General features: G+C 62.8%; 23 protein-coding genes. 10 read left to right on the plus strand and 13 right to left on the minus strand.

All coding sequences use genetic code 11. From position 1 onward, the window contains the following. The first annotated feature begins 63 nt into the window (after window positions 1–63). Entirely contained in the window at window positions 64–1,098 is a 1,035-nt protein-coding gene (locus E4662_RS05620; protein WP_136440435.1) for a zinc-dependent alcohol dehydrogenase, read from the plus strand. Between the two features lie 3 nt (window positions 1,099–1,101). Beyond that, a complete protein-coding gene (locus E4662_RS05625; protein ID WP_136440437.1) occupies window positions 1,102–1,872 on the plus strand; it encodes an SDR family oxidoreductase in 771 nt (256 codons plus the stop codon). Between the two features lie 249 nt (window positions 1,873–2,121). On the opposite strand, the gene E4662_RS05630 is transcribed toward E4662_RS05625, so the two are convergent. The 4 genes from E4662_RS05630 to E4662_RS05645 form a co-directional block, all read right to left on the minus strand. Continuing rightward, entirely contained in the window at window positions 2,122–2,625 is a 504-nt protein-coding gene (locus tag E4662_RS05630) for a TetR/AcrR family transcriptional regulator (RefSeq protein ID WP_136440439.1), read from the minus strand. A gap of 102 nt (window positions 2,626–2,727) precedes the next feature. After that, a complete protein-coding gene (locus E4662_RS05635; protein ID WP_136440441.1) occupies window positions 2,728–3,792 on the minus strand; it encodes a flavin monoamine oxidase family protein in 1,065 nt (354 codons plus the stop codon). Window positions 3,793–3,795: 3 nt separating this feature from the next. After that, entirely contained in the window at window positions 3,796–4,479 is a 684-nt protein-coding gene (locus tag E4662_RS05640) for an SDR family NAD(P)-dependent oxidoreductase (protein ID WP_136440443.1), read from the minus strand. Then, a complete protein-coding gene (locus tag E4662_RS05645) occupies window positions 4,479–5,147 on the minus strand; it encodes a cupin domain-containing protein (protein ID WP_136440445.1) in 669 nt (222 codons plus the stop codon). The genes E4662_RS05640 and E4662_RS05645 overlap by 1 nt, the downstream gene beginning before the upstream one ends. Before the next feature lie 381 nt (window positions 5,148–5,528). Here E4662_RS05645 and E4662_RS05650 point away from each other — a divergent pair, with 381 nt between their 5' ends. From E4662_RS05650 to E4662_RS05660, 3 genes are all read left to right on the plus strand, one after another. Then, on the plus strand, window positions 5,529–6,875 hold the full coding sequence (locus tag E4662_RS05650) for an aminotransferase class III-fold pyridoxal phosphate-dependent enzyme (protein ID WP_136440447.1): 1,347 nt from the start codon (window positions 5,529–5,531) through the stop codon (window positions 6,873–6,875). Between the two features lie 11 nt (window positions 6,876–6,886). Beyond that, window positions 6,887–7,612 (plus strand): haloacid dehalogenase type II, encoded by a 726-nt coding sequence (locus tag E4662_RS05655; protein WP_136440449.1) that lies wholly within the window; start codon window positions 6,887–6,889, stop codon window positions 7,610–7,612. A gap of 73 nt (window positions 7,613–7,685) precedes the next feature. Next, a complete protein-coding gene (locus E4662_RS05660; RefSeq protein WP_136440451.1) occupies window positions 7,686–8,177 on the plus strand; it encodes an Lrp/AsnC family transcriptional regulator in 492 nt (163 codons plus the stop codon). Window positions 8,178–8,241: 64 nt separating this feature from the next. Here the strand turns inward: E4662_RS05660 and E4662_RS05665 are convergent, their stop codons facing one another. After that, window positions 8,242–11,265 carry a VWA domain-containing protein gene (locus E4662_RS05665; RefSeq protein WP_168797904.1) on the minus strand — a complete coding sequence of 1,008 codons (3,024 nt, stop codon included), beginning with the start codon at window positions 11,263–11,265 and terminating at the stop codon, window positions 8,242–8,244. Window positions 11,266–11,431: 166 nt separating this feature from the next. On the opposite strand from E4662_RS05665, the gene E4662_RS05670 reads away from it, so the two are divergent. The 5 genes from E4662_RS05670 (at window position 11,432) to E4662_RS05690 (ending at window position 17,663) form a co-directional block, all read left to right on the plus strand. Further along, complete coding sequence (locus E4662_RS05670) at window positions 11,432–13,153, plus strand: sensor histidine kinase (RefSeq protein ID WP_136440455.1); 1,722 nt, start codon at window positions 11,432–11,434, stop codon at window positions 13,151–13,153. Next, the gene (locus E4662_RS05675) at window positions 13,150–14,439 is read left to right on the plus strand and encodes a sigma-54-dependent transcriptional regulator (protein WP_136440458.1); all 1,290 of its coding nucleotides are present in this window, start codon (window positions 13,150–13,152) and stop codon (window positions 14,437–14,439) included. The genes E4662_RS05670 and E4662_RS05675 overlap by 4 nt, the downstream gene beginning before the upstream one ends. A 122-nt stretch (window positions 14,440–14,561) precedes the next feature. After that, window positions 14,562–15,572: a C4-dicarboxylate TRAP transporter substrate-binding protein gene (locus E4662_RS05680; RefSeq protein WP_136440460.1), complete on the plus strand. Its 1,011-nt coding sequence runs from the start codon at window positions 14,562–14,564 to the stop codon at window positions 15,570–15,572. A 67-nt stretch (window positions 15,573–15,639) separates the two neighbouring features. Further along, complete coding sequence (locus E4662_RS05685; RefSeq protein WP_136440462.1) at window positions 15,640–16,263, plus strand: TRAP transporter small permease subunit; 624 nt, start codon at window positions 15,640–15,642, stop codon at window positions 16,261–16,263. Next, window positions 16,263–17,663, plus strand: a complete 1,401-nt coding sequence (locus tag E4662_RS05690) for a TRAP transporter large permease (protein WP_136440464.1) — start codon at window positions 16,263–16,265, stop codon at window positions 17,661–17,663. The genes E4662_RS05685 and E4662_RS05690 overlap by 1 nt, the downstream gene beginning before the upstream one ends. Window positions 17,664–17,728: 65 nt before the next feature. Here the strand turns inward: E4662_RS05690 and E4662_RS05695 are convergent, their stop codons facing one another. The 8 genes from E4662_RS05695 to E4662_RS05730 form a co-directional block, all read right to left on the minus strand. Continuing rightward, complete coding sequence (locus tag E4662_RS05695) at window positions 17,729–18,031, minus strand: nitrile hydratase accessory protein (RefSeq protein WP_136440466.1); 303 nt, start codon at window positions 18,029–18,031, stop codon at window positions 17,729–17,731. Then, a complete protein-coding gene (gene nthB, locus E4662_RS05700) occupies window positions 18,018–18,674 on the minus strand; it encodes a nitrile hydratase subunit beta (RefSeq protein WP_136440468.1) in 657 nt (218 codons plus the stop codon). Before nthB ends, E4662_RS05695 begins: the two co-directional genes overlap by 14 nt. After that, window positions 18,671–19,282, minus strand: a complete 612-nt coding sequence (gene nthA, locus E4662_RS05705; RefSeq protein WP_136440470.1) for a nitrile hydratase subunit alpha — start codon at window positions 19,280–19,282, stop codon at window positions 18,671–18,673. The genes nthB and nthA overlap by 4 nt, the downstream gene beginning before the upstream one ends. Before the next feature lie 69 nt (window positions 19,283–19,351). Continuing rightward, entirely contained in the window at window positions 19,352–21,046 is a 1,695-nt protein-coding gene (locus tag E4662_RS05710) for an ABC transporter ATP-binding protein (RefSeq protein WP_136440472.1), read from the minus strand. Then, the gene (locus E4662_RS05715) at window positions 21,043–21,984 is read right to left on the minus strand and encodes an ABC transporter permease (protein WP_136440474.1); all 942 of its coding nucleotides are present in this window, start codon (window positions 21,982–21,984) and stop codon (window positions 21,043–21,045) included. Before E4662_RS05715 ends, E4662_RS05710 begins: the two co-directional genes overlap by 4 nt. Further along, the gene (locus E4662_RS05720) at window positions 21,981–22,952 is read right to left on the minus strand and encodes an ABC transporter permease (protein WP_136440476.1); all 972 of its coding nucleotides are present in this window, start codon (window positions 22,950–22,952) and stop codon (window positions 21,981–21,983) included. The genes E4662_RS05715 and E4662_RS05720 overlap by 4 nt, the downstream gene beginning before the upstream one ends. Before the next feature lie 59 nt (window positions 22,953–23,011). Next, window positions 23,012–24,568 carry an ABC transporter substrate-binding protein gene (locus E4662_RS05725; RefSeq protein WP_136440478.1) on the minus strand — a complete coding sequence of 519 codons (1,557 nt, stop codon included), beginning with the start codon at window positions 24,566–24,568 and terminating at the stop codon, window positions 23,012–23,014. A 129-nt stretch (window positions 24,569–24,697) separates the two neighbouring features. Then, window positions 24,698–26,278, minus strand: coding sequence for an ABC transporter substrate-binding protein (locus E4662_RS05730; protein ID WP_136440480.1), 1,581 nt, complete (start codon window positions 26,276–26,278; stop codon window positions 24,698–24,700). Window positions 26,279–26,527: the final 249 nt, after the last annotated feature.

Below are 26,527 nucleotides of genomic sequence, written 5' to 3' on the forward strand. Positions count from 1 at the left end.
AGACGGGTGCCGGACCTGAAGGTGCCCGGCATACGCACATTGTTGGATAGGGAGGCACACATCATGTCAGACACATCAATCTCGGCGGCCGTTTACCGAGGCGACCGGACATTCTCTGTTGAAACGAAGACGGCCCCGGCGCCCGGCCCCGGAGAGGTTTCCGTCCGCATCGCCTATTGCGGCATCTGCGGAACCGACCTGCATGTCTTCCATGGGAACATGGATGCGCGCGTGGGCTTTGAACGGGTCATCGGGCACGAGATGTCGGGAACCATTGATGCCATCGGCGCAGGTGTGAAAGATCTGGCAGTGGGGCAGAAGGTGGTTGTGCGCCCATTGGATCACTGCGGCAACTGCCCGGCCTGCAAGGCAGGACACACACATGTCTGTCACAATCTCAAGTTTCTTGGGCTCGATTCCGAAGGGGCCTTTCAGGAAATCTGGACCGTCCCGGATCACACGATCCATGTCTTGCCTCAGGACATTCGCCTCGATCATGCCGCGCTGATCGAACCGGTTGCCGTTGCAAGCCATGATGTACGGATGTCGGGTCTGCAACCCGGTGAAGATGTTGTGGTGATCGGTGGTGGCCCCATTGGCGTCCTCGTGGCAGCCGTGGCGCGCGAGGCTGGCGGCAACGTGGTCATTTCAGAAGTGAACGAGAACCGTCTGGCCATTGCCGAGACGCTTGGCTTTGCGACGGTCAACCCCGCCAGCGAAGACCTTGTTGCGGCCATCAATGACCGCACCGGCGACAAGGGGGCCGATGTGGTCTTTGAAGTGTCGGGATCGAAGCCCGGGGTTCAGGCGATGACCGATGTCGCCGCCACGAGAGGCCGCATTGTCATGGTTGCGATCCATGCAACGAAACCGGAGGTCGATTTGTTCCGGTTCTTCTGGCGCGAGTTGAAGCTCATCGGCGCGCGGGTGTACGAACCGGCGGACTATGAAAAAGCGATAGAATTGATTTCCAATGGCGCGATCGACGCCGATACCATCATCACGGATGTCAGCCCGCTCTGTGACATCCAGCAAGCCTTTGAGGCGCTTGATGCCTCGCCGACCGCTCTCAAATGCCTCATCAAAGTGGGAAGCTGATCCATGTCTTTTCTCGATACGTTTGATCTGAGCGGCAAGACCGCTCTTGTAACCGGCTGCAAGCGCGGCATTGGTCGCGGCATGGCCGAAGCGCTGGCCGCGGCAGGCGCGGACATCGTCGGCGTGAGCGCATCGCTGGAACCGACAGGCAGCGACGTTGAAAAAGCGGTTCGCAGCATGGGCCGCGCTTTCACGGCCTATCAGTGCGATTTCGGCGACCGTCAGGCGCTGAACGCCTTCATCGCCCAACTCGAAAAGGACGGCGTCGCGCCGGACATCCTCGTCAACAACGCCGGAACCATCAAGCGCGAACCCGCCGCCACGCATCCCGATGCGATGTGGGACGAGGTGATCGAGGTCAACCTGTCAGCGCAGTTCGTTCTGAGCCGGGAGATCGGACGAGGCATGATCGAGCGTGGCTCGGGCAAGGTTATCTTCACCGCGTCGCTGCTGACCTTCCAGGGGGGGATCACCGTGCCGGGATACGCCGCGTCCAAAGGCGGGATCGGTCAGCTGACCAAGGCGCTGGCCAATGAATGGGCCGGCAAGGGCGTGAACGTGAATGCCATTGCCCCCGGATACATCGCCACAGACAACACCGAAGCCCTGCGCAATGACCCTGATCGTTTCAAGGCCATCCTCGAACGCATCCCGGCGGGCCGTTGGGGCACGCCAGAGGACTTTGGCGGCCCTGCGGTGTTCCTCGCGAGCAAGGCCTCGGACTATGTCAACGGAGAGATCCTCACCGTCGACGGCGGTTGGATGGGGCGCTGAGCCATGACGACTATCCCTCTGCCGAACCCACGGCAGAGGGGATCTTCGCCGGTGCGCTCCGTCACGTGAGCTTTGACCAACCGGCGGTGTCAAACCGCAAAACCTGTTGGTCGCTTACGCCCCGCCAAACTTGACATACGTACTGGCCAGTCGGCTGGCACCCAAATGGCTGGTGTCTACAGGAGACCGGTCTTCAAGAAAGCACGCGGCAAAAGCCATGGCTCAGCCGCGCATCGGATTTGAAGGCGCCTAGGCCGCCACGAGATCCTCTGTCGCTTCGATGAAGACACGCGGGTCTCCGGCGGACCGGGCGATCAGCATGGCGCCTTCGAGCTGCGACAGGATTCGCACGCCCCGGCCCGGCTCTGCTTCGTTCAGGGACGCGATGCCGAACTGCAGGAAAGCGTAGGCTTCCGTAGCCACTTCGGCCGGAAGGCTGTCGCCTTCAGCCGCCAGAATTCCGCACAGACACATCAGCCCGTCATGCTCCAAAGCCTTCTGGAACAGCCCACGCCACGCCGTCACACGATCCGCGCCCCCTGCCTCTTCACGGTCAAGCGCGTCGGAAAACCGCTCCCGGTATCGTTTGGCGACAGCCGCAGCCAGATCCGGCTTTGTCGGGAAATGGTAGTGGACGCTGGCGGATTTTATCCCGACTTCATTGGCGACCTCTCGAAAGGAAAAGCCACTGTAGCCATGGGAGCGGATGAGCCGTTCGGCGACATCTAGAATAGCATCCCGTCGGTCTGACATCACAGCGCCCTCCGCACCCTCAAATCTGCTACCTGCCGATAGATAGAAAACCCCTACCCGTCAACGTCGACAGCCCCTGGCCCCTTCATGCCCGCAAGGCTTCTACAGCCCCGCTGGCGCTTCTTCATCAAGCCGCAACAGAGCCGCCTCCGCCGCCTCCAGCGCCCCTTCGATGTAGCCACCGAAGTCTTGCCCGACCTCGGTTCCTGCAAAGATCAGATTGCCGTCCCACAGATCCTGCATGGCCTTCGGCAGACCGTAGGCTGGATGGCTGTATTGCGGGGCTGCGTCGGCTGATGTGGCCGTGAACGGATCGGCTGCCCAGTCCTTTACGAAAAGCGCACGCGGCTCTGCCGCCGCTTCACCAAAGAGCCGTACCAACTGGTGTTGAACCGCCTGTTTCAATCGGTCCGTGTCGGCGCGCGCAGCGGGCGGCACACCAATGAACCCAAACAGGGCATAGGGCCCCTGTTCAGCCGGAGAGGCGTCGTGGATTTCAACCATCGGCCCCCGGCGGCTCATGGCGTCCCCCGAAAGCCCTGCCTCGCGCCAAAAGGGGCTGTCATAGACTGCCACGGCTTTGGCCTGGCCAGCCATCCATGTGGGCACATTGGCCATGGCTTGCGTGGCCCCCGCGGGCAAGGCCGGGGCAAAGGCCAAACCGGCGGCGATCCGGGGCGGCATTGCAAGCACTATGCGATCGGCCTCGACTACAGAGCCATCCTGCAACGTGGCACGGCACCGGCCGCCGCTGCGCTCAAGGCGCACAACAGGCGCGTTGAGACTGCGTTTCGCTTCGGGCACTCGCGTCGCGAGGGCCTCGGTCAGCCCGGTCAACCCGCCCACCAACCGCCAGGATCCTTCCATGGACGCAAACCCGTAGCCGCGTTGCACCCGGCCGTTTTCATCTTCAAAGCTCAGATCGCCCGCGGCGTATTGGTCGAACTTCCGCAGCCCCAAACGGTTTATGAGCGCGGCAATGCGCGGCTGACCGGGCCAGAACCAGGCAGGCCCCATGTCAAAGACGCCCTGCCCGGCCCGTTCGGTCATGATACGCCCGCCAAACCGGTCACGCGCCTCCAGCACGTGGTACGCGCGCCCCTGCGCCTCAAGGCGCTCGGCAAGATAGAGGCCGGAAAGACCACCCCCGATGATCAGTGTTTTCATGGTTCAAAAGCCTTCTGAAGCCGGACGCAGATCCAGTTCGTGGGTCCAGGTGGATTTGGGCTGATGGGCGAGTTGCCAATAGACCTCGGCAATCTCTTCGGGTCGCATCATCTTCTGAGGATCGAGGCTGTGCAGCGCCCGCGAGCGCGCCGTGTCGATAATCCCGTCAAGGATCACGTGGCTGACATGAACCCCGGCTGGCTGGAACTCGCGCGCCAGCGATTGGGTCAGGCCGCGCAGGGCGAACTTGGCGCTGGCAAAGGCTGAAAACCGGGCGCCGCCCCGCAAGGACGCCGTGGCACCCGACACGATGAACGCGCCGCCCCCGGCCCGCACCATGGGTTGCAGGGTTGCCTGCGCCAGCAGGATCGCGGACTGCACCATGGAGGCCCATGTGCGTTGATAATCGTCGAGGTGGCCATCCACGAACGGACGGATCACAAGCTCCGACGCATTGTGGATCACCACGCGCGGCGGGCCATGTTCGGCGATTATGGCCGCGAGGGTTGCAGGCATCGCCGCCTCGCCATCCAGATCAACCTGATGGAAAGCCCCGACAGGCGCCTCAGGTTTGCTGCGCCCAAGACCAACCGGGATGAAGCCGCCATCGCGAAACCGGGCGAGCAGCGCCTGCCCCAAACCCGCGCCCGCACCGGCCACGATCACAAGAGGAGGTCTGCCCGCCATCACAGAACCGGCGCACGAGCGTGGATGAGATGGCCCGTCTTGACCCAGACCTTTGCCCCCTCTTCGCCTGCGGTGGCCGAAAGCCTTTGCCCGGACGGCAGCCGCAACCATCCGCCCTTGCGCAGGACATCGCCCCCTTCGGTAAGACTGCCGGACAGCACAAGAAGCTCGGTTCCACCGTCCGCATCACTCGACAACGTCGCACCGGGATCGACGTGATGATACGTCACCGTTTCACGGGCATCTTGGTGAAGCAAAGCCGTCGCCACGCCGCCTACAGGCTCGCCAAGTTCCTCGGCCATGGTTTTTCGGAACTGGGTCCGGTCATCCATGTCGAACTGCCAGAGCTTTACAAAGATCGTGCAGCCGTCGTCCGAGCCCGGAGTATGCGCCGAGGTCGGCGGGTTGCGCACATAGGTGCCTTCCGGAAAATCGCCGTGTTCGTCCTGAAAGACCCCTTCCAGAACGATGAACTCCTCGCCGCCCGTATGCGTGTGTTCGGAGAAATGGCTGCCGGGCGCGTAGCGGACGATGGTTGTGGCACGCGCCACCTCATCCCCGATCCGGTCCAGCATACGCCGATCCACACCCGCCATGGGGGACTTGACCCAATGAAGGTCATCCGAATGAACCACGACGCGGGCCTCAAAATCTGCATTCAGTTCCATTGTGCATCCTGTGTTGATCGGCGGCGGGGTAAGTGCCGGCCTTTTGGGAGAACCCAGCCACGGCACAGCCGACTCGCCTTGCATGCCTATCTACCACTAGATAGACAAATAAGGCAACATCGAAGAAACCAGAGACACGCCGTTATAATCGAAGCCGACACCCCTTGGGGCACTGACCTCGCGCACTTCGTGAATCTGCTGCCTACCCCCCCTCCAGAGCCTGATCTTCTTTAAGCCCCTGAAAGACCGCCGATAACTCACGGCACATTATGCTGTGAATTTGCGTTTATCGGCTGAAAATGCTATTTCCACCGTTAAAACGCAGTTTCCTCTTGGCGCGTTCCCTTACCTTCGATGCAAAGCCAACACGAGGAACGACAGATGCTCTCGAACACACTGATCGAAAAAGATCGCGCCCATTACGTCCACCCCGTGGTGCCGATCCGCGCGCATGAGCGCCGTGGCGTGACGGTGCTGCAATCGGGCAAGGGTGTTTTCCTGACCGACATGGAAGGCAACGAACTGCTCGATGGATTTGCCGGGCTTTGGTGCGTGAACGCGGGCTACGGCCATGAAAGCGTGGTCGAAGCAGCGGCCGAGCAGATGCGCCGCCTGCCCTATGCCAGCGGCTTCTTCCACTTCGGCAGCGAACCTGCCATCGAACTGGCGGCCAAGCTGGCGGAGCTGTCGCCGGGTGATCTTGATCATGTCTTCTTCACGCTCGGTGGATCGGACGCCGTCGACACGGTTATTCGCATGGTGCGCTACTTTTTCAACGCGCGCGGCGAGACCGCCAAAAAGCACTTCATCGCATTGGAGAAGGGCTACCACGGGACCAGTTCAAACGGCGCGGGCCTGACCGCCATGCCCGTCTTTCACGCGCATTTCGACCTGCCCATGCCTTGGCAGCACCACATCCCGTCGCCCTACCCGTATCGCAACACGGCCAGCTCGGATGAGGAGATCATCGCGCAGGGTGTGGCGATGCTCAAGGCCAAGGTGGCCGAGTTGGGGGCAGAGACTGTCGCGGCCTTCATCATGGAACCGGTGCAAGGCTCCGGCGGCGTGATCGTCCCTCCCGAAGGCTATGCCAAGGCGATGCAGGACACCTGCCGCGCGCTTGGCATCCTGTTCATCGTCGATGAGGTCATCACCGGCTTTGGCCGCACCGGACCGATGTTTGCCTGCGAGCACGAAGGGCTGACACCGGATTTCATGACCACCGCCAAAGGGCTGACCTCGGGTTACGCGCCGATGGGGGCGGTTTTTGTCTCGGACCGGATTTATCAGGTCATGGCCGATGCGGTGCCCGATGGCGTGCCCTTCGGCCATGGTTTCACCTATTCCGGCCACCCGGTGAGCGCCGCTGTCGCGCTGGAGGTCATCAAACTCTACGAAGGCGGCATGATCGACAACGCCAGGACCGTCGGGGCCTATTTCGAGACACAGCTCAAAACGCTTCAGGATCACCCGCTGGTCGGCGACATCCGCTGCAAAGGCCTGCTCGCCGGGATCGAGATTGTGATCGACAAGGCCAACAAGACCAAACCGTCCAAAGACATGACCATCGCGGCCCGGCTTGCCAAGGCTGGTTATGAAAACGGTCTTCTGTTCCGCGCCTTCGCCGATGACGTGATCGGTCTGGCCCCGCCCATCTGTATCACCGAGACCGAGGTCGATTTGCTGATCACCCGGCTTCGTGCCACGCTCAACGCAATTTCCGCCTGAAAGGAAACCCGATGAAACTGTCCGATTTCAAAGCCCTGACCTTCGACGTCTATGGCACGCTGATTGACTGGGAAACCGGCATGGTCACGGGGCTCAAACCCCTGACCGACCGCGTCAGCCGCAGGCTGACCCGCGACGACATTCTCGAAGCCCACGCCTACTATGAAAGCACCACCCAGCGCTACACACCGTCCAAGAAATACCATGAACTTCTGCCCGTGGTGTATCGCCGCCTGGCAGAGGAATGGGGCGCCGAGGTGACATGGGAGGAATGCGACGCCTACGGCAAATCCGCCCGCCACTGGCCCGCTTTCGATGACACCATCGAGGCGCTGACCTACCTCAAACAGCACTTCAAACTGGTGGTTTTGACAAACACCGACAATCTCACCTTCTCCGGGGCCAACACCCGGCTTGGGGTGCATTTTGACGGGGTCTATACGGCGGAGGACATCGGCAGCTACAAACCGGCGGACCGCAATTTCGATTACATGCTGGAGACACTGGCGCGGCAGGGCATTCAGAAAGGCGACATCCTGCACACCGCCGAAAGCATGTTCCACGATCACGCCCCGGCCAACAAACACGGCCTCGCCAATTGCTGGATCTATCGCCGCCATGACAAGGAAGGCTTTGGCGCAACGATGAACCCCGGCGACATGCCAACCTATGACTTCCGGTTCAACAGCATGATCGACATGGCAAAAGCCCATCAGGCCGAATTGGCCGGGTCGTAAGCGCAATCCGAAAAGTGGGAACCGGTTTTCGGACCAAATTGCGCGACAAACAAAGTCGCAGGGAGGAAAGACTATGGTGGGAACGCCGAAACTCGACCGGATCGACATCAACATTCTTTCCACCCTGCAACAGCAGGGCAACATCACCAACGTGAACCTGGCTCAGGCTGTGGGACTGTCCCCCAGCCCCTGCCTTCAACGGGTGAAACGGCTTGAAAAAGCTGGATATATCCAGAACTATCGGGCGGTCATCAATGTCGGAAAACTGGCCGAACATGTGACCGTCTTCACCGAAGTGACCCTGGCCGATCACCGGCGCAAGGACTTCATCAAGTTCGAAACCGAAATCCGCAAACATGACAATGTCGTCGAATGCCACCTGCTCAGCGGTGGCTATGATTACCTGCTGAAATTCGTGGCGCGCGGCGTGTTGCAGTATCAGGAAATCATGGAAGGCCTGCTCGACGCCAACCTCGGGATCGACAAGTATTTTTCCTACATCGTGATCAAACCGGTGGTCGAGAAACACGCGGTTCCGATCCACGATCTGGTGAACCGGGACTGAACGGCAACAACGCCTCCTCCCCCCAAAAAAGCCCCCTCCGGCACTGCGCCGGAGGGGGCAGGGATCATTCCACGACGATGGAGACCGATCCGATTTCCTTGCGATCCTGGTTGAGGAAATAGCGGATCATGTAGGTGCCCGGCTCATCCGGCATTTTCAGCATCACCGGGTTGCCGTTCCGGGTATGGGCATAGTTGCGCCACTGGCCCGAGCCTGTCGCATCCGCCTTGCCGATCCCCAGATAGTCGTCCTTGTAGTTCGGCCCGGTCCAGCCCACCTCGATCTCGCTTCCCGCCGCCGCTTTGGCCGGGGCCGTGAGCTCCGCCGTGACGCCTGTGACTGTCATCCGGGTCACCGCCAGCGGCGTGCGATCCTGCGAGGCAAAGTAGGTCACAGTGTACGCGCCCGGCTCCACCGGCACCTTGATGTTCGCGGGCGCGCCATCCTTGGTGTAGGCAAAGGTCTCCCATTGGCCCGAGCCCGTCGCGCCGTCCCGTCCGATCCCGACATAGTCATTCTTGTAGTTCGGACCGTCCCAGGCCACCTCGATGGTCGATCCGGCAACCGCGCTGGCCGGGGCCGTCACGCTCGCCTCGACCGCCAGAACCTCCAGCGGCACGGTCGCCTTCGCGGTCCGGCCCTGCCCGATGAAGTAGGTCACCTCATAAGCCCCCGGCGTGATCGGCACCTGAATGTCCAGCACCGCGCCATCCTTGGTCGAGCCATAGCGCTCCCAGCGCGCGCCGCCCGTTGCCCCAACCTTGCCGATGCCCACGTAGTCACCGGCGTAGTTCGGCCCGGTCCAGGCCACTTCAATGGTCGAGCCCGCCGCCGCGCTGGCCGGGGCGCTGACAGAAATGGCGGGCTCCGTCACCGTCAGGGTCTCACTCACCAGCGCCTTGCGATCCTGGTTGGTGAAATAGGTGATCTCATACTCCCCCGCCTCAGCCGGAACACGGATCTTGAGCGGCGCGCCCTCGCTGGTGTGCGTGTAGGTCTCCCAACGCGCCCCGCCCGTGGCCCCCGCCTTGCCGATGCCGATGTAATCACGCGCATAATCCGGCCCGGTCCAGGCCACTTCGATGGTCGAGCCGGCCTCCACGCTGGCAGGCGCGGTGATCGACGCCACCACATCGGTCAGCGTGATCGTGGTCGAGGCCGCCGGCATACGGTCCTGATTGGTGAAGTAGGTGATCACATACTCGCCCGGTTCCGCCGGTGTCAGCAGGGTCAGCGGGCTGCCTTCGCGGGTCTGGGTATAGTTCTGCCAGCGCATCCCGCCACTCGCCCCCGCCTTGCCGATCCCGATGTAATCATTGTGATAATCCGGCCCTTCCCAGACCACCTCGATGCTCGATCCGGCCACGGCGGTTTCCGGCGCAGTGACGCTCACGGCAAAGTCGGTCACTTCGATCACCATGGAAGTGAGCGGCGTGCGATCCTGATTGGCGAAATAGGTGATCTGATACTGGCCCGGTTCGGGCGGCACCTGCAGATCCTGCACCTGCCCTTCGCGGGTTTGGAAATAGTTCTGCCACAACCCGGACCCCTTCGCGCCGACCTTGCCGATGCCCACATAATCGTTGTGGTAGTTCGGCCCTTCCCAGGCCACCTCGATGGTCGAGCCCGCCACGGCGGTCTCAGGCGCGCTGAGGCTGGCGGTGACCGGGGTCACCATGATTGGCGCCGTGCCAATCGGCTCGCGGCCATCGGCCTTGAAATAGGTGATCACATGCGCGCCCGGCGTCATCGGCACAACAAGATTCAACGGATTGCCCTTGTCTGTGCCTTCGTAGTTTTTCCACTGATCCGGGCCGCGGGCATCCGCAAGACCTATGCCCAGATAGTCGTGTTTCTCGTTCGGGCCGTTCCACGACACCTCGATGGTCGATCCGGCCACAGCCGTTTTCGGCGCAGTGATCGTGGCGGTATCCCTGGGCTCTTCAAAGACAATGACAATCTCGCGCGGGTTGGCGGTGGCGATGAACTGGCGCTCCGCCGAAACCTCCTGCGCGGTCCAATAGGCGGTGACCACATGGCTGCCCACGGTCAGCTCTGCCACATAGGGGTTGCCCGGCGCGTCCTCGCTCGCCTGCCCCGCATCGCTTGTCACGCTCCACAGCACAGGATCGGTGATCAACGGGCCATCTTCCGTGCCGATCCGAGCAGTAAAGGTCACCTCCGCCGTCTCCGGTTCCGGCTCGGGGAAGACAACCTCGACCCGCAAGCCATTGTTTTCCGTGACAGACGCCACAGTGAAGTCCAGCGTGGCCTCAACCCCGTCCTCGACACGGGTGCCGCGCACAGCACCCTGCCCGGCCATCAGGTCCAGCGCATAGCCCGGACCGCTGCCCTCTGCCGACTTGTCGCCAAGACGCACGGACCAGTTGATCTGATCGGTGATCTCCGCCCCGCCCGGTTCCAGCACCGCAACAATGCGCACGGTTTGCGGCACCGGCACGGGCTCTGGCTCGACCGTGACGGCGGCCAGCGCCGTGGTCAGCTCGGCTGCGTTGGATGCGGTGGTAAAGGTGCCGCCGGTCTCACCTGCAAGGCATTGCATCTGCGCCAGCGCCGCCGGATCGGTCACGTCAAAGCCCACCACATGGGCAGTAAAATCAACGCCGGTCTCTTCCAGCGCGCGCGCCGCGGCGCATGGGTCCGGGTGGCAGGTCTCGATGCCGTCGCTGACCAGAATGACCGTCGCCGCCTCTTCGGTGAACCGAAGCGCCTCTGCGGCGGCGATCACCGCATCAGTCATCGGCGTCTTGCCCTTGGGGCTGATCCCGTTGACCGCCTGTTCAATCGCCCCCGCAGTGCCAAGTCCCGGCGCCACAACCGTTTCAATATCCGCGCAATTGCCCTTTTCGCGGTGGCCATAGACCGTCAGCCCGAGGTTTTCCTCCGCCGGAAAGTCTTTCAAAATCTCGCCCACAACATCGCGCGCAATGACAATCTTGTTCACCCCGTCAATCTGCCCCCACATGGAGCCGGAGCCATCCATCACCAGAATGGTGTTTGGCCTCTCCTGCGCGCAAAGCGCGGCGGGAAACAGGAAAACGGCGGACAAAAGGGCTGTGAAACGCATCTGGGACCTCAAAGCTTTGGCAATATGGCGCATGATAAACACAAGGCGCTCGCGCGTGCAAAGTCAGCAATCCCACACCTTTTGAAGGTTTTTCTTATCGCCCTCTCCCCGGTGCCGCGCCCTCTACGGGATTGATTTCCCCGCCCGTTCCACGCCACAAACCAACATGCGCCTTGCCTACACCTTCACCCTCTTCCTTGTCCTTGCGGTATCGCTCGCCCTGTTTCAGGGGGCATTTCTCTACTTCACGGCCCAGCAATCGGAACAGGCCGCTGCCCGGCTGACAGTCTATCAGAACACGCTTGAATCGGAGATCCGCCACTTCGCGCACCTGCCATTCCTGCTGTCCCTCGACCCGATGGTCACCGAAACGCTCAAAGGCGCGGATACCGGCGCGCTCGACAAGCGGCTCGCCCGGTTTTCCCAAAGCGCCGGGGTGGATGCGATCTACCTGATGGATCACACCGGCCACACCCTGTCCGCCTCCAACGCCAGAAGCGCCGCCTCGTTCAAAGGCCAGAACTATGGCTACCGCCCCTATTTCAAAGCTGCGCAAAATGGCGAGCTGGGTGAGTTCTACGGCATCGGGGCCACCACCGGCGAGCCGGGGTATTTCTATGCCATTGCCGTGCGCCACCCGGACGGCGGGCCCGATGGCGTCATCGCCATCAAGGTGGACCTCTCGCCCATTCAGGACGTCTGGCAGGCCTCCGGCGAGCGCGTGCTGCTGGCCAACGCCGACGGTGTTGTGCTGCTGGCCTCCGATCCCGCCTGGCGCTACCGGACACTGACCGCGCTGAGCGCCGGGCAAAAGCAGCGGATTGACCTGTCGCGCCAATTCGCCGGCGAGGCTCTGGACCCGCTCGACTGGTCCACAAACGACGACGCCCAGACCGCTGACATCGGCGGTGACACGCTTTTGCACCTGAGCGCGGGCGGCCTGCCCAACAGCTGGTCGCTGCATTTCCTTGAGCCGCGCGACACCGCCATCACCCGCGCCGGGCTGACCACCGGCGGCTTTGTCATGCTGGCGATGATGAGCTTCATCCTGTTTCAGACCAACCGCGCCCGCCGGGTCAGCCTCGCCTTGCGAAAGTCCGAACGTGAAGAGGCGCTGCTGCGGCAGGCCAACGCCAAGCTGGCCATCGAGATCGAAGAGCGCCGCCTCGCCGAGCGTACCTTGCAGAAAACCCAGGCCGAGCTGGAACAGGCCGGGCGGCTGGCGGCGCTGGGGCAGCTGGCCTCCTCCGTCACCCATGAACTGGGCCAGCCGATCGCCGCGATGCGCAACCAGCTGACCGCCGCCGAGATGACCCAGGGCGCGACGCCGCTCAACGACAAGATGCAAGGCCTCGTGGCGCGGATGGAGAACATCACCAAGCAGTTGAAGTTCTTCTCTCGCAAAGGCCGCGACAAGTTCGAGCCGCTGGATCTGCGCGAGGTCGTCGCCGCCGCCCGGGACCTGAACGCACCCAACATCGCCCATATCGGCGCGCAGCTCACCATCGCGGAACCGGGCGCGCCGCTGATCCTGAAAGGCAACCGGATGCGCCTTGAACAGGTTGTCACCAATATCCTGCGCAACGCGCTGGATGCGGTCGAAATGCAGGCCGAAAAACGCATCGACATTGCCATGGGCGCGGGCGACGGTCAGGTCTGGCTTGAGGTCAGCGACAGCGGCCACGGGCTCGGGGATCAGTCCTTTGACGAGCTGCGCGAGCCTTTCGCCACCACCCGCGAAAGCGGGCGCGGCATGGGGCTGGGCCTGACCATTTCCGCCGGGATTGTCTCGGACCACGGCGGCACCATCACGGCGCAGAACCGCGCCTCGGGCGGCGCGGTGTTCCATATCGCGCTGCCCCAAGACAAAGAGGCCGCCCCCACATGACCAAGCCCCGCGTTCTGATCATCGACGACGATCTGTCGATGCGCAATTCTCTCGTCGATCTGGTCGAGGCGGCGGGCTGGACGGCCAAGGCGCTCGCCCGCGCCACCGAAGCCGCGCGCTGGATCACCCAGTTTCAGCCCGATGTCATCCTGACCGATCTGCGCATGCCGGAGATGTCGGGGCTTGACCTGCTGCGCAGTCTGGAGGCCGGGCCGCCTCTGGTGCTGATCTCGGCCCATGGCGACATTCCCGTCGCGGTCGAGGCGATGAGCGCCGGGGCCTACAGTTTTGTTGAAAAACCCTATGATCCCAAACGCCTGCTGCTGATCCTGTCGCACGCTGCCGAGCAGCACCAGATGCGCCAGAGCAACCACCGCCTGAAGGAACGCCTGCAGGAGCTGTCCGGGCTGGACCGGGTTCTGCTGGGCCAGACCACCGAAATCGTCGAGCTGCGCCGCACCATTGCCATGCTCGCCCAGGGCCCGATGCCGGTGCTGATCCGGGGCGAGACCGGGACCGGCAAAGACCTTGTCGCCCGTGCCCTGCACGACACCTCGGACCGCTGTGACGGCCCCTACACCGCGCTCAATGCCGCGCAGATCAGCGTGGCGCAACTGCCCGCCGTTGCGCAGGGAGCCTCCGGCGGGACGCTGTTCCTTGACGAGGTCTGCGCCTGCCCGCTGACCGTGCAGCCCGCCTTGCTCCGGCTCATCGAAGCGCAGGAAATCCTGCCCGAAGGGGCCGCGGTCCCCGAGAAAGTCGACCTGCGCATTCTCTCGGCCACCAATGAAAACACCGATCAGGCCATCGCGGAAGGGCGCCTGCGGCAGGACCTTTTGTTCCGGCTGGAAGGCTTTGCCCTGCACCTGCCGCCCCTGCGCGCGCGGCTCGATGACATCCCGCTGCTCGCCAACCGCTTCTTGCAGGAAAGCGCGGCCAGCATGGGCGGCGCGCCGGAGCTGTCGCAGGACGACATCAGCCTGCTGATGGGCCACGACTGGCCCGGCAACGTGCGCGAGCTGCGTTATGTGATCGAACGCTTTGCCTTTCTGTCGCGCATGGGCGCGGGCCGCATCTCCGATGCGCTCTCCAGCCTGTCGGATTTCACCGCCGCCCGCCCCGGCCTGCGCGAGGCTGTCGCGGCCTTCGAGCGGCAGATGATCGCCCGCGCCATTCAGGACCACGCCGGGCGCATGGACGAAGCCGCCGAGGCTCTGGGCATCGGGCGGCGCACCCTCAACGAGAAAATTGTCAAGCTGGGTCTGGACAAGGACGCCCTGCTCTAGCGCGCACCATACCCCTGCGGAAATCCGCAGGGCACCCCATCCGGGCCCCGCGTTTTTCTTCATGAGTCCTCCGCCTTGAAATCGGGTTTGCTGTGGCCACCGATTTTCAGGGAGGAAGACCTATGAACAAGTATCTCAGCCGCGCCGCCGTTGCGGGCCTCATTGTCGCCTTTGGCTCCGAAGCCATGGCTACCGAATGGAACGTGTCCCTCTGGGGCAAGCGCCGCGCCTTCACCGAACATGTAGAGAAACTGGCCGAGCTGGTCAGCGAAAAGACCGGTGGCGAATTTACCATGAACATCAGCTACGGAGGTCTGTCCAAGAACCGCGAGAACCTCGACGGCATCTCCATCGGCGCGTTCGAGATGGCGCAGTTCTGCGCGGGCTACCACCGCGACAAGAACCCCTCGATCACCGTGCTGGAACTGCCCTTCCTCGGTGTGACCACGCTTGAGCAGGAGGTTGCGGTGTCGATGGCCGTCTACGAGCACCCCGCCACCGTGGCCGATCTCGCCCGCTGGAACGCCAAACTGCTGATGCCCTCGCCGCTGCCGCAGTACAACATCGTCGGTGTCGGTGACGCGCCGTCGAGCCTCGCGGATTTCGACGGGCTGAGCGTGCGCGCCACGGGCGGTATCGGCGCAGCCATGGAAGCGGTTGGCGCGGTGCCGACCTCCATGTCCGCCACCGAGGTGCGCCAGTCCATGGACAGCGGTGTGATCAAGGCGGTCAGCTTTGCCCCCCATGCGCACATGTCCTTCGGCACCATCGAGAACGGCACATGGTGGACCACCAACCTCAATCCCGGCACGGTGAACTGCCCGGTGGTGGTGAACACCGATGCGCTGGACGACCTGAGCGATGCGCACCGCGAGGCGCTGATGAGCTCCGTCGGTGAGGCGCTCGACCACTACATCGCCAATTACAACGGGGCCACCATGGAAGCCTGGGGCCCGGCGCTGGAAGAACGCGGCATCACCAAGGTGACCTTCTCGGACGAAGAGCTCGCCGCCTTCAGGGACGCCGCCGCAGCGCCCGCCGCCGCCGCCTGGATCGAACAGAACACCAAGGCCGGTCTGCCCGCTCAGGAGCTGTATGATCTGGTCACCGGCGTGATTGCCGCCGGCAACTGACGCCCCTTCTTCTACAGGCCCCGCGCGCAATCCGTGCGGGGCCCTTTGCCTTCACAGGATTCCCACCATGGCCACCTCTTCGCTTGTGCTGCACGATGGCAGCGCACTCAGCAGGCTTGACCGCAAGCTTCTGACCCTCGAACGCTTTTTCGCCCTGCTCAGCGGCCTCGCCGTCTTTTCCCTGATGGTTCTGGCCGTGATTTCGGTTTCGGGCCGCAACGTGCTGAACGCGCCCCTGCCCGGCTACGTCGACTGGATCGAACAGGCCATGCCGCTCATTGCCTTCATGGGCATTTCCTTCGTCATGCGCGAAGGCGGGCACATCCGCATGGACATCCTCGTCGGCCAGCTACGCGGGCGCACGCTGTACCTCGCCGAACTGGTCACAACCTTGCTGATCCTGCTCCTGATGGTGCTTCTGGTCTGGGGGTCCTGGGCGCATTTCGCGCGAAGCTTCGACTTTGCCGCCCCGCTCTGGAGCCGCGACAGCTCCATGGACATCTCCCTGCCGATCTGGCCCGCCAAGCTTCTGGCCCCGGTCGCCTTCGGCCTGCTCTGCCTGCGACTGTGCCTGCAGGTCTGGGCCTACGGGCGCGGCGTTCTGACCGGAGACACCGTGGCCGTTCCGATCATCGCCGACGCCGCCAAACAGGCGCAGATGGAAGCCGATCAACTGGAAGGACAAAGCTGATGGAACCGATTGACATTGGTCTTTGGGTGACAGGCGGGCTGCTTGTCATGGTGATCCTTGGCATGCGCGTGGCCTTTGCCGCCGGGCTTGCGGGGATGATCGGGCTGATCTGGATCTTCTGGGCCAAGAAAAGCTATGGTCTGGACGATTTCGGCTGGGCGCTTGGCGTGGCGGTCAAGACCGCTGGGCAAGTGCCGCACTCCAAAGTCTCCTCACAGGCGCTCAGCCTGATCCCCACCTTCATCCTGATTGGCTACCTCGCCTATTATGCCGGTCTGACCAAGGCACTGTTCGAGGCTGCCAAACGCTGGATTGCCTGGGTGCCGGGCGGGCTTGCGGTCTCGACCGTTTTTGCCACCGCCGGGTTCGCCGCTGTCTCGGGCGCCTCCGTCGCCACCTCCGCCGTTTTTGCCCGCATCGCCATCCCGGAGATGCTCAAGATCGGCTATAACAAGCAGTTCGCGGCAGGCGTTGTGGCCGCAGGCGGCACGCTGGCCTCGCTCATTCCGCCCTCGGCCATCCTCGTGATCTACGCGATCATCGTGGAACAGGACGTGGGCAAGCTGCTGCTGGCGGGCTTCATCCCCGGCGCGTTCTCCGCGCTGATCTATGGCCTGCTCATCATCGGCATGGCGTTGACAATCAAGGACTTCGGCCCGCCGGTGCGCGGCTATACGTGGAAGGAACGGCTGGTCTCCCTGCCCCCGGCCCTGCCCATCGTCTTTGTCGTCGTCACGATCATCTGCTTTGTCTACAACCCGTTCGGCGGCGATGCCTGGGGCACGCCCACCGAAGGCGGCGCAATCGGGGCCTTTGTGGTCTTCCTCATGGCGCTCTATCAGGGCATGCGCTGGCCGCAGCTGCGCGATGCGCTGCTGGAGACCGCCAAACTCAGCGTGATGATCTTCACCATCATCTGGGGCGTGCTGATCTACGTGCGGTTCCTTGGTTTTGCCGACCTGCCGGGGGCCTTCTCCGAATGGATCACCTCGCTGACCATGTCGCCGATGCTGATCCTGATCTGCATCCTTCTGGCCTATGCGGTGCTCGGCATGTTCATGGATGCCATCGGCATGCTGCTGCTCACCCTGCCGGTGGTCTACCCTGCGATCATGGCGCTCAATGGCGGCGAGTTCGTCTCGGCGGCGGACAGCACCTTTGGCATGTCGGGGCCGATGTGCGCGATCTGGTTCGGCATTCTGGTGGTGAAAATGGCGGAGTTCTGTCTGATCACACCGCCCATTGGCCTCAACTGCTTTGTCGTGGCGGGTGTGCGGGATGACCTGACCGTGCAGGACGTGTTCAAAGGTGTGACGCCTTTCTTCATCGCGGACGCCATCACTATCGCGCTGCTCGTGGCCTTCCCGTGGATCGTTCTCTGGCTACCCAGCCTCGCCTGATCCCGGCCAGCCCTCAAGCCAAGCCGCCCGGTGCCCCGCGCCGGGCGGTTCTTCGTTGGAGGGCGTCAGGCCCCGCTTGCCGAAAGTTCAATCGGCGCGCCATGTGGCGTGGCCCGCGCGGCCTCCTGCCAGCGGGTCTTGAGCACTTCGACCGCGCCCATATCGGTGATCCCGCGCGCCTCCAGAAGCGCAATCAGCGCCTCCGACCAAACGTCCCAATACGCCTCTGCCGGGGCGTTTTGCACGCGCGGCCCAAAGGTCTCCGCCCAGTCAGGCCATGAAAACAGCCCGGCTTCGTTCAAGGCGACGGTCAGGCCAAACAGCTGCGCCTGCCACGGCGCGTCAAACGGGGCTTCAGGCTGGTTCAAGGTAAGGCTCCCAGGCTTCGATGCTGACGGTCAGATCCTCTTCCGCATCCGCTCCGAACAGCTCCACCGCGTCAAAGGCAATCGTGTAGAGCGGCTGCGGGTTTTCGCCCTCGAACCGCGCGTTGCTGTCGGGATAAACATGCGCGCCGTGCCGCGCCGTCACTACCCCGACCCGCCCCCGCGTATAGCCGGGAAGCCGCGTGTGCCCCGCGGGCTGATGGTTCGCCATGCGCACCTTGTCCCCGACACCAAATAGGGGCGCAGGCCCCTCCCGATCCGTCGGACCGCCCGATGCCAGCACCATAGGCACCGCCTCCGCTTTCAGACAGCGCTCGGGCCGAAGCCCCGGCACCTGCGCGTGCCCGGCAGAAAGCTCGTCCGGCGTGACCTCACCGGCGCGGGTCAGAAGCCCTTCCAAGGCCCTGAGCCAGATCTCGTAATAGCTGGAGCCATAATAGACCGCAGGCGGCAGGCTCTCGCGCGCGTGGCGCGAGGCATCAAGGTTCCAATGCCCCAAGGCCCCCGCCGCCAGCGTCACGCCCAGCACGCGCTTTTCCCAATCCGCGTGAAACCGCGTGGCTTCGTCCTCCGGGACCACCGCGCCAAACCCATGGCGACCGCCCACATCCTGCGGGCCGTTCATGCGGCACCCGGACGGCGGGCCAGACCGCAGCCAATCATGCTGTCCCGCGTCACCAGATCCGCCAAACCCGCCTCGTCCAGCCCTTCGCTGCCTTCCGGGCGCTGGGGGATCACCAGATAGCGCACTTCGGCGGTCGAATCCCAGACCCGCACCCGCATATCCTCGGGCAGGCTCACACCAAATTCCGCCAGCACCGCACGCGGCGTACGCACCGCGCGGGCGCGATAATCGGGTGTCTTGTACCACGCAGGCGGCAGGCCAAGCACCGGCCACGGGTAGCAGGAGCACAGCGTGCAGACGACAAGGTTGTGCTCTTCGGGCGTGTTGAAAACCGCCACCATGTGCTCCCCCTGCCGCCCGGCAAACCCCATGGAGGCAATCGCCTCTGTCGCATCCTTGCGCAGCCAGTCCGCAAACGCCGGATCGCTCCACGCCCGCGCCACAACCTCCGCGCCGTTGCGCGGGCCGACCTTGTGCTCATAGGTGTCGATGATCGCATCCACGGCCGCCGGATCAATCAGGCCTTTCTCGGTCAGAATGGTCTCCAGCGCCCGCACCCGCGCGGTCATCTCGTCCAGCTCGCTGCCGTGATGGGAATGATCGTGCATCTCGCCTCTCCTTGTACGCCCACTATGCCCGCGCGCCGCCCTCCGGCCAAGCGCCGCGTTGCCCCCGGCTCACGCCTCGTCCAGCTGTGCCAGATGCGGCATCAGGGTCAGAAGCTCTGCCGTATAGGGATGCTCCGGCGCTTCAAACAACGTCTCCGCGTCGTTCACCTCGATCAGCTGACCGCTCTTCATCACCGCCACCCGGTCGCACATCTGCCGGACCACCGGCAGATCGTGGCTGATAAACAGCATGGTCAGGCCGAGATATTCCTGCAAGTCCTTCAGAATGTTCAAAATCTGCGCCTGAATGGACACGTCCAGAGCCGAGGTCGGCTCGTCACAGATCAGGAACCGCGGCTGCGTGGCAATCGCCCGCGCGATGGAAATTCGCTGCCGCTGGCCGCCCGAGAATTCATGCGGATATTTCTGATCCGCGCCCCGCGCGAGGCCGACCTTGTCCAAAAGCTCGCGCACCCGCGCATCGGTCTGACCCTTGGGCAGGATCTTGTGGTGGATCAGTGGCTCTGCCACGATATCCCCCACCTTCATGCGCGGATTGAGGCTCGAAAACGGATCCTGAAAAATCATCTGGATCTGCTTGCGATAGCCCGCCAGTTGCTGCGCATCCATCGCCGTCACATCTTCGCCGTCAAACAGGATCTGCCCGCCGTCGGTCTTGTGCAGGGTTGCGATCATGCGCGCGACCGTGGATTTACCCGAGCCGCTTTCCCCAACAATCCCAAAAACCTCGCCATCCCTGATGTCAAAGCTCACGTTGTCGACGGCGGTGAAATAGGTTGTGCGGGACGGGATGATCGAGGATTTCTCGACAAAGCGCTTGGTCAGCCCTTTGACCTCCAGCATCTTGCCCGATTTCGACGGCTCCGATTGCGGCCAGTTGCGGGCGAGATCGTCGATCTTGAACACCGTCTCGCGCCCGCCATAGCTCACCTGCGGGAAGCGATGGCGCTTCTTGTGCGGGCGCGGCACGGCGGCGATCAGCGATTGCGTATAAGGATGCTGCGGCGCGCCCAGCACCTGATCGGTGGTGCCCATCTCCACCACTTCGCCCGCATACATGACCGTCACCTGCTCGGTCGTATCGGCAATGACACCCATGTCGTGGGTCACAAGGATCACCCCGATGGAACGCTCCCGCGCGAGGCTCTTGATCAGGTCGAGCACCTGCGCCTGAATGGAGACATCCAGCGCCGTTGTCGGCTCATCCGCAACAATCACCGACGGCTCCGAACAGAGCGCCAAAGCGATGACCACCCGCTGCCGCATCCCGCCGGAAAACTGGTGCGGGTATTGGTTGAAGCGCTCTTCGGGGTTCGGAATGGCCACCGCGTCCAGAAGCGCGATTGCGCGGGCCTTCGCCTCGCTCGCGCCAAGGTTCAGATGCAGCTGGATCGTCTCGACCAGTTGCTCGCCCACGGTGAACAGCGGGTTGAGCGAGGTCAGCGGGTCCTGGAAGATCATGCTGATCTCCTTGCCCCGGATCCGGCGTTTCTCCTCCGCTGGCAAGTTGTCGATGCGCCGCCCCTTCAGCCAGATTTCGCCCTCGGAAATATAGGCCGGATCATCCAGCAGCCCAATCACCGCATTGCCGGTCATCGACTTGCCCGCACCGCTCTCGCCGACCACACCCCGGATTTCACCGGGCTTGATGTCATAGCTGACGTTCTTGACCGGTTTGAAAATGCCGTGCCGCGTCGGGATTTCGACGGTCACGTTGCGGATGGACAGGATCGCTTCGGTCATTTCAACCTCGGGTTCAAAGCATCGCGCAGCCAGTCGCCCAGCAGGTTCACGCTGAGCGCCAGCACAAGCAGGGTGCAGGCGGGGAAGAAGAGGATCCACCACTCGCCCGAGAAGAGGAACTGCTGTCCAATGCGGATCAGCGTGCCGAGCGAAGGCTGTGTCGGCGGCGCGCCGACGCCGAGGAAGCTCAGCGTGGCCTCCGCGATGATCGCCAAAGCCAGCGAGATCGTGGCAATCACCAGAACCGGCGACAGCACATTCGGCAGGATATGGCGGAGCATGATCGACAGCGACGGCCGTCCGATCAGATGGGCGGCGGCAACATAGTCCTTGCCCTTTTCCACCATGGTGGCCCCCCGCACCACGCGGGCAAACTGCACCCAATCCGACAGGCCAATGGCCAGGATCAGCACCCAGATCGCCATCTGATCGCGGTACTCAATGGGGGTGATGCCCTTGGCAATACCAAAGATCAGCATGGCCACAAGGATCGACGGGAAAGTCAGCTGCACATCAGCAGCGCGCATGATGATCGTGTCGGTCCAGCCGCCGACATAGCCCGCCAGAAGCCCCAGAACGATGCCCAGCACCATGGCAAAGAGCACCGCCGTCACCCCGACAAACAGCGAAATGCGCATGCCATAGAGGATCGTCGAATAGACATCCCGCCCCTGATCGTCGGTGCCGAGCAGGAAGCTTTCCCCGGTGAAGGCATTGGGCTCCATCGGCGGGGTGAACCCGTTCATCAGGTTGAGGCTCGCCGGATCAAACGGGTTGGTCGTCGCCACCAGCGGCGCAAAGACCGCCGAAAGGATCAGCAAAAGCGCCACCAGAGTCGAGACCATGGCCACGGGCGAGCGGCGGAAGGCGTAAAACAGATCGCTGTCCAGCATTCGGCGCAGGCGCGATGGCGTTTCAATTTCGCTCAAGTCACTCATTTTCCAGCCACCCGCAGACGAGGATCAATAAAGGCATAGAGGATATCCACCAACAGGTTGATCCCCACGAACATCACGGAAATCAGCATCAGATAGGCCGCCATCACCGGGATATCGACGAACTGGATCGCGTTGATGAACAAAAGGCCCATGCCCGGCCATTGGAAGACCGTTTCGGTGATGATCGCAAAGGCGATGATCGCGCCAAGCTGCAGGCCGATGATGGTCACCACCGGCACCATGGTGTTCTTGAGCGCATGGCGGAAATGGATCACCCGATCGCTCAGGCCGCGCGCGCGGGCAAAGCGGATGTAATCCTGCCGCAGCACTTCCAGCATCTCGGAGCGGACCAGCCGCATGATCAGCGTCATCTGGTAAAGCCCCAGCGTGATCGACGGCAGCACCAGCGATTTGAGACCCGAAGCGGTGAGCAGCCCCGTGGTCCAGCCGCCCAGATCCACCACATCCCCGCGCCCGAAACTGGGCAGCCAGTTCAGCTCGACCGAGAACAGGTAAATCAGCAAAATGCCAATGAGGAAGGTCGGCAGGGACACCCCGATCAGCGACGTCGACATGATGAAATTCGCGATGAACCCATCGCGCCGGATCGCCGTGTAAACGCCCAGAGCGATGCCCAGAAGAATGGCGAAAATCGCGGAGACGGCAGCAAGCTCCAGCGTCGCAGGCGCGCGTTCGAGCAGGATCTCGGACACTTCCCGCCCCTGCCGATAGCTCACGCCGAAATTGCCCTGCACCGCCTCTTCGAGGAACTTGAAGTATTGCACCGGGAACGGCCGGTCGAGACCAAGCTGCTCCTTGAGGCGCTCCACATCCTCAAGCGTCCGCTCCTGGCCCAGCATATTGTCCACCGGATCGCCCACGAAGCGGAACATGGCAAAGGCCACAAGACCGACGATCAGCAGCACAAGCGCCGACTGCCCGATCCGTCGGAGAATGAATGTCAGCATGACGTCCCCAGTCCCTGTCGGGGCGCCACATGCGCCCCGATCTGATTGTTTTTATGCGATTATTCGACGGTAACCCAGCGCAGGATAAAGAAGTTATCCGGGCGCTGCGTCATAGAGATGTTGGAGCGTGTGCCCCAAACCAGCGGCTGTACGTAGAGCGGCACATAGGCCACCTCGTTCTGCATCGTGCTGGCCACCTCATCAAGCATCATCTGGCGCTTGCCATCGTCGATCTCTGACTGGATCATCGGCAGAAGTTCGTCGATGCGCGCGTTCGAATAACCGCCAAAGTTCCACGAGCCAAGCTTCTTCTCGCTGTTCGGCGTGGAGCCGAGGAAGCGGATCGGATGCTCTGCGTCAAGGGTGCCCGGCGACCAGCCAAGGAGGTACATGTCGAAATTGTCGGCCCGCAGTTCCGGCCAGTAGTTCTGCACCGGCATCGCGTCCAGAACCGGATCAAGCCCAACCTGCGCCAGCATGCTGGTGATCGCCTGACAGACGCTCTCATCGTTCAGATAGCGGTTGTTCGGGCATTTGAAGCTGATCTTCGTCCCCGCAAGCCCGGCCTCTTCAACCAACGCACGCGCCGCATCCGGGTCATAGGCATAAGGAGACACCGCGTCGGAATAGCCGCGCATCGCCGGGCTGACCAACTGGCTCGCCACTTCCGCATTTCCGCGCATGATGGTCTGCAGGATGGCTGGCACGTTCACTGCCTTGGCCACCGCTTCGCGCGCGCGCGCATCAAGGAAGACGTCAGAGCCGCCCTGCCCGCTTTCCGCAGCGCCCGCCTGCTGGTCAAAGCCCAGCATGATCACGCGCGCCTCGATCCCCTGGATCACATTGACGTTCGGGTCCTGCTGAAGACGCGCCACGTCCTGGATCGGCACCGGGTTGATGAAATCCACATCCCCGGAAATCAGCGCCGACAGCGCGGTGGCGGCGTTCTGGATCGGGGTGAGCTCGGCGCGGGTGATGTTGTGCTCTGCCTCATCCCACCAGCCGCCAAACGGCTCCAGCACCGTGCGCAAATCCGGCTCACGCGTGGTGACCATAAAGGCACCGGTGCCGTTGGTGTTGAGCGTGGCATAGTTGCCCGCCTCCTTGTCCGGCAGAGCCGCGTCATTCGCCGCCGCCCAATCGCTGTCCATCATCATCCAGTTGGCGATGCTGTCAGGGAAGATCGGGTTCGGGGCATTCGTCATGATGTCGACGGTATAGTCGTCTACCTTGATGACGTCCGAAACTGGCGCGAACCAGCTGCGCGTGTCCGAGGCTTCGCTGGAAGCGCGCTCGTAAGAGAAGACCACATCATCGGCGTTGAAGGCCGCGCCATCGTGGAAGGTCACACCCTCGCGCAACTTGAACCGCCAACCTTCACCGTCGCCGATCGGCTCCCAGCTGACAGCCAGAGCAGGCTCGATCGCCATATCCTTGCCGCGGCGCACGAGGCCTTCATAAACGTTGTTGAGAAACCCGAGAACCGGCGCAGAGTTGACCGCATGCGGGTCCATGGACTGCGGGTCCGTGGTGACGGCGAACTTGAATTCCTTGGCAATCGCTGGCGCCGCCAGCACGCTCATCAGCGCGGCGGTGGAACATAGTGTCTTGAACATGTCTTTCATCCCTGTTGCAGGTCTCAAACGCTAGGGCACGCGCCGCCCTGTGCAAAGCGGCGACCCCGGCGGATCGCAGTCATGTGATCAAAGCGGCCGCCCCGATGATCACCGGAGCGGCCAGCCCTGTCAGTTCATCGAGAAGTGCTTCACCTTCGGCTGATCGTTGGGATCAACGTCAATGCCAAGCCCCTCTTCCATCGCCCAGTTCAGAACCTGGTGGTGGATCGGGATGTAAAGCTGCTCGTCCTGAACAACACGCCAGATCGCGGCGATATCCGCATTGCGGGCGTCGAGATCGGTGTTGGAGGCAAGGCTCTTGATCTTGGCATCGAGGTCATCGTTGTCAAAACCGGTGCCGTTCCATGTGCCGATGTCGCTTTCGCGGCCATGCACGAGGAAGTTGAAGATGTACTCCGAATCGTAGGTCGGAACACCCCAGCCAAGCATGTAGAAATCGGTCTTGCCGTCGGTGATCTTCGGGAAGTGCTGCGCTTTCGGGATCGCCTCTAAGTTCACGGTGATGCCGATCTGGCCGAGCATGCCAACGGCGGCCTGACAGATCGGCTCATCGTTGATGTAGCGGTCATTCGGGCAGTCCAGTCGGATCGAGAAGCCGTCCCCATAACCCGCCTCGGCCATCAGCGCCTTGGCCCCGTCAATGTCGGTGCCGCTCTCGCCATCCATCTCCGCGGTCCAGCCGTTCACAAACGGCGGCGAGATCATGCCCGCCGGTTGCGACTGCCCGCGCATGACCACCTGTTGAATGGCGTCGCGGTTGATCGCCATGGCCATCGCCTTGCGCACCCGCACGTCCGCCAGCGGGTTGGCCCCGTCGATATTGTCGCCTTCAAGATCCGCCGCGCCCTGGTTCATGCCAAAGAAGATCACGCGGTTCTGCGCCGCCTGCTTGACCATCTTGCCGCCGGTGCCGTTCACACGCGTGATGTCCTGAACCGGCATGTCCTGCAGGAAGTTCACCTCGCCCGAGAGCAGCGCCGCGACGCGCGTCGCGTTGTTCTGGATCGGGGTATAGACGATTTCCGAAATGGCCAGCGGGAACTGATCGCGGCCCCAATAGTCTTCGTTGCGGGTCATGACGGTTTTCACGTCCGGCTCGCGGCTTTGCAGCACATAGGCCCCGGTGCCATTGGCATTTGTGGTGGCATAGGTGATCTCGCCGCCCTCGAAATCCTGCACGTTGACCGTGTTGTTCGCCTCGCTCCAGCCCTTGTCCATGATGAACAGGTTCGTCAGGTTGTTGGGCAGGATCGGGTTCGGGCCGTCGGTGACGATCTCAACGGTGAAATCATCCACTGCGCGCACTTCAGTGATCGAGTTGATCAGCTCTTTCATGTCCGAGTTCGGCTGCTTGGCGCGCTCGAAGCTGAACACCACGTCTTCGGCGGTGAAGTCCTCGCCGCCGTGGAATTTCACGCCCTCGCGCAGCTTGAACACCCAGACATTCGGGTCATCCGCCTTCGGCGCCCATTCGGTGGCCAGCGCCGCCTCAAACGCGCCGGTCACGTCGCGAATGATCAGGGGCTCATACATCTGGTGGCGCACCGTGTGTGTCGGCCCTTCGTTCTGGGCGTGCGGATCGAGCGTCAACGCATCACCCGAGCGCGCCCAGCGCAGGGTTTCGGCATGGACCAGAGCCGTCGACGACAACAGCGCCGCCGCGGCCAGCAGGGTTGTGGCTTTCTTCATGGTTCTCTCCTTGTTGGTCGGCGGATCGTTTGTGGTCCGCCCAAAGCGCCAATTGTTTTGGCTTGTCTTGTGGCGTGATCTTGCATCAAGCCGCGACCGCTAACAATGCAAAGTTTTACCAAGCGGTCACATTTCTTGAAATCGATTACGCAACGGAACAGCCATGGAACGGCAACGGAACAATCAAAGGCGCAGGCAAAAGAAACCCCCACACCTGACGGCGCGGGGGGCTGACGGCATGCGCCCGGC

This window comes from Pacificoceanicola onchidii (genome assembly GCF_004804335.1).
Taxonomy (GTDB): domain Bacteria; phylum Pseudomonadota; class Alphaproteobacteria; order Rhodobacterales; family Rhodobacteraceae; genus Pacificoceanicola; species Pacificoceanicola onchidii.

Bases quoted from the DNA above. Each gene is read 5' to 3' on its own strand.
- E4662_RS05620 (WP_136440435.1), top strand. From the start codon at position 64: ATGTCAGACACATCAATCTCGGCGGCCGTTTACCGAGGCGACCGGACA.
- E4662_RS05625 (WP_136440437.1), top strand. From the start codon at position 1,102: ATGTCTTTTCTCGATACGTTTGATCTGAGCGGCAAGACCGCTCTTGTA.
- E4662_RS05630 (WP_136440439.1), bottom strand. From the start codon at position 2,625: ATGTCAGACCGACGGGATGCTATTCTAGATGTCGCCGAACGGCTCATC.
- E4662_RS05635 (WP_136440441.1), bottom strand. From the start codon at position 3,792: ATGAAAACACTGATCATCGGGGGTGGTCTTTCCGGCCTCTATCTTGCC.
- E4662_RS05640 (WP_136440443.1), bottom strand. From the start codon at position 4,479: ATGGCGGGCAGACCTCCTCTTGTGATCGTGGCCGGTGCGGGCGCGGGT.
- E4662_RS05645 (WP_136440445.1), bottom strand. From the start codon at position 5,147: ATGGAACTGAATGCAGATTTTGAGGCCCGCGTCGTGGTTCATTCGGAT.
- E4662_RS05650 (WP_136440447.1), top strand. From the start codon at position 5,529: ATGCTCTCGAACACACTGATCGAAAAAGATCGCGCCCATTACGTCCAC.
- E4662_RS05655 (WP_136440449.1), top strand. From the start codon at position 6,887: ATGAAACTGTCCGATTTCAAAGCCCTGACCTTCGACGTCTATGGCACG.
- E4662_RS05660 (WP_136440451.1), top strand. From the start codon at position 7,686: ATGGTGGGAACGCCGAAACTCGACCGGATCGACATCAACATTCTTTCC.
- E4662_RS05665 (WP_168797904.1), bottom strand. From the start codon at position 11,265: ATGCGTTTCACAGCCCTTTTGTCCGCCGTTTTCCTGTTTCCCGCCGCG.
- E4662_RS05670 (WP_136440455.1), top strand. From the start codon at position 11,432: ATGCGCCTTGCCTACACCTTCACCCTCTTCCTTGTCCTTGCGGTATCG.
- E4662_RS05675 (WP_136440458.1), top strand. From the start codon at position 13,150: ATGACCAAGCCCCGCGTTCTGATCATCGACGACGATCTGTCGATGCGC.
- E4662_RS05680 (WP_136440460.1), top strand. From the start codon at position 14,562: ATGAACAAGTATCTCAGCCGCGCCGCCGTTGCGGGCCTCATTGTCGCC.
- E4662_RS05685 (WP_136440462.1), top strand. From the start codon at position 15,640: ATGGCCACCTCTTCGCTTGTGCTGCACGATGGCAGCGCACTCAGCAGG.
- E4662_RS05690 (WP_136440464.1), top strand. From the start codon at position 16,263: ATGGAACCGATTGACATTGGTCTTTGGGTGACAGGCGGGCTGCTTGTC.
- nthB (WP_136440468.1), bottom strand. From the start codon at position 18,674: ATGAACGGCCCGCAGGATGTGGGCGGTCGCCATGGGTTTGGCGCGGTG.
- nthA (WP_136440470.1), bottom strand. From the start codon at position 19,282: ATGCACGATCATTCCCATCACGGCAGCGAGCTGGACGAGATGACCGCG.
- E4662_RS05710 (WP_136440472.1), bottom strand. From the start codon at position 21,046: ATGACCGAAGCGATCCTGTCCATCCGCAACGTGACCGTCGAAATCCCG.
- E4662_RS05715 (WP_136440474.1), bottom strand. From the start codon at position 21,984: ATGAGTGACTTGAGCGAAATTGAAACGCCATCGCGCCTGCGCCGAATG.
- E4662_RS05720 (WP_136440476.1), bottom strand. From the start codon at position 22,952: ATGCTGACATTCATTCTCCGACGGATCGGGCAGTCGGCGCTTGTGCTG.
- E4662_RS05725 (WP_136440478.1), bottom strand. From the start codon at position 24,568: ATGTTCAAGACACTATGTTCCACCGCCGCGCTGATGAGCGTGCTGGCG.
- E4662_RS05730 (WP_136440480.1), bottom strand. From the start codon at position 26,278: ATGAAGAAAGCCACAACCCTGCTGGCCGCGGCGGCGCTGTTGTCGTCG.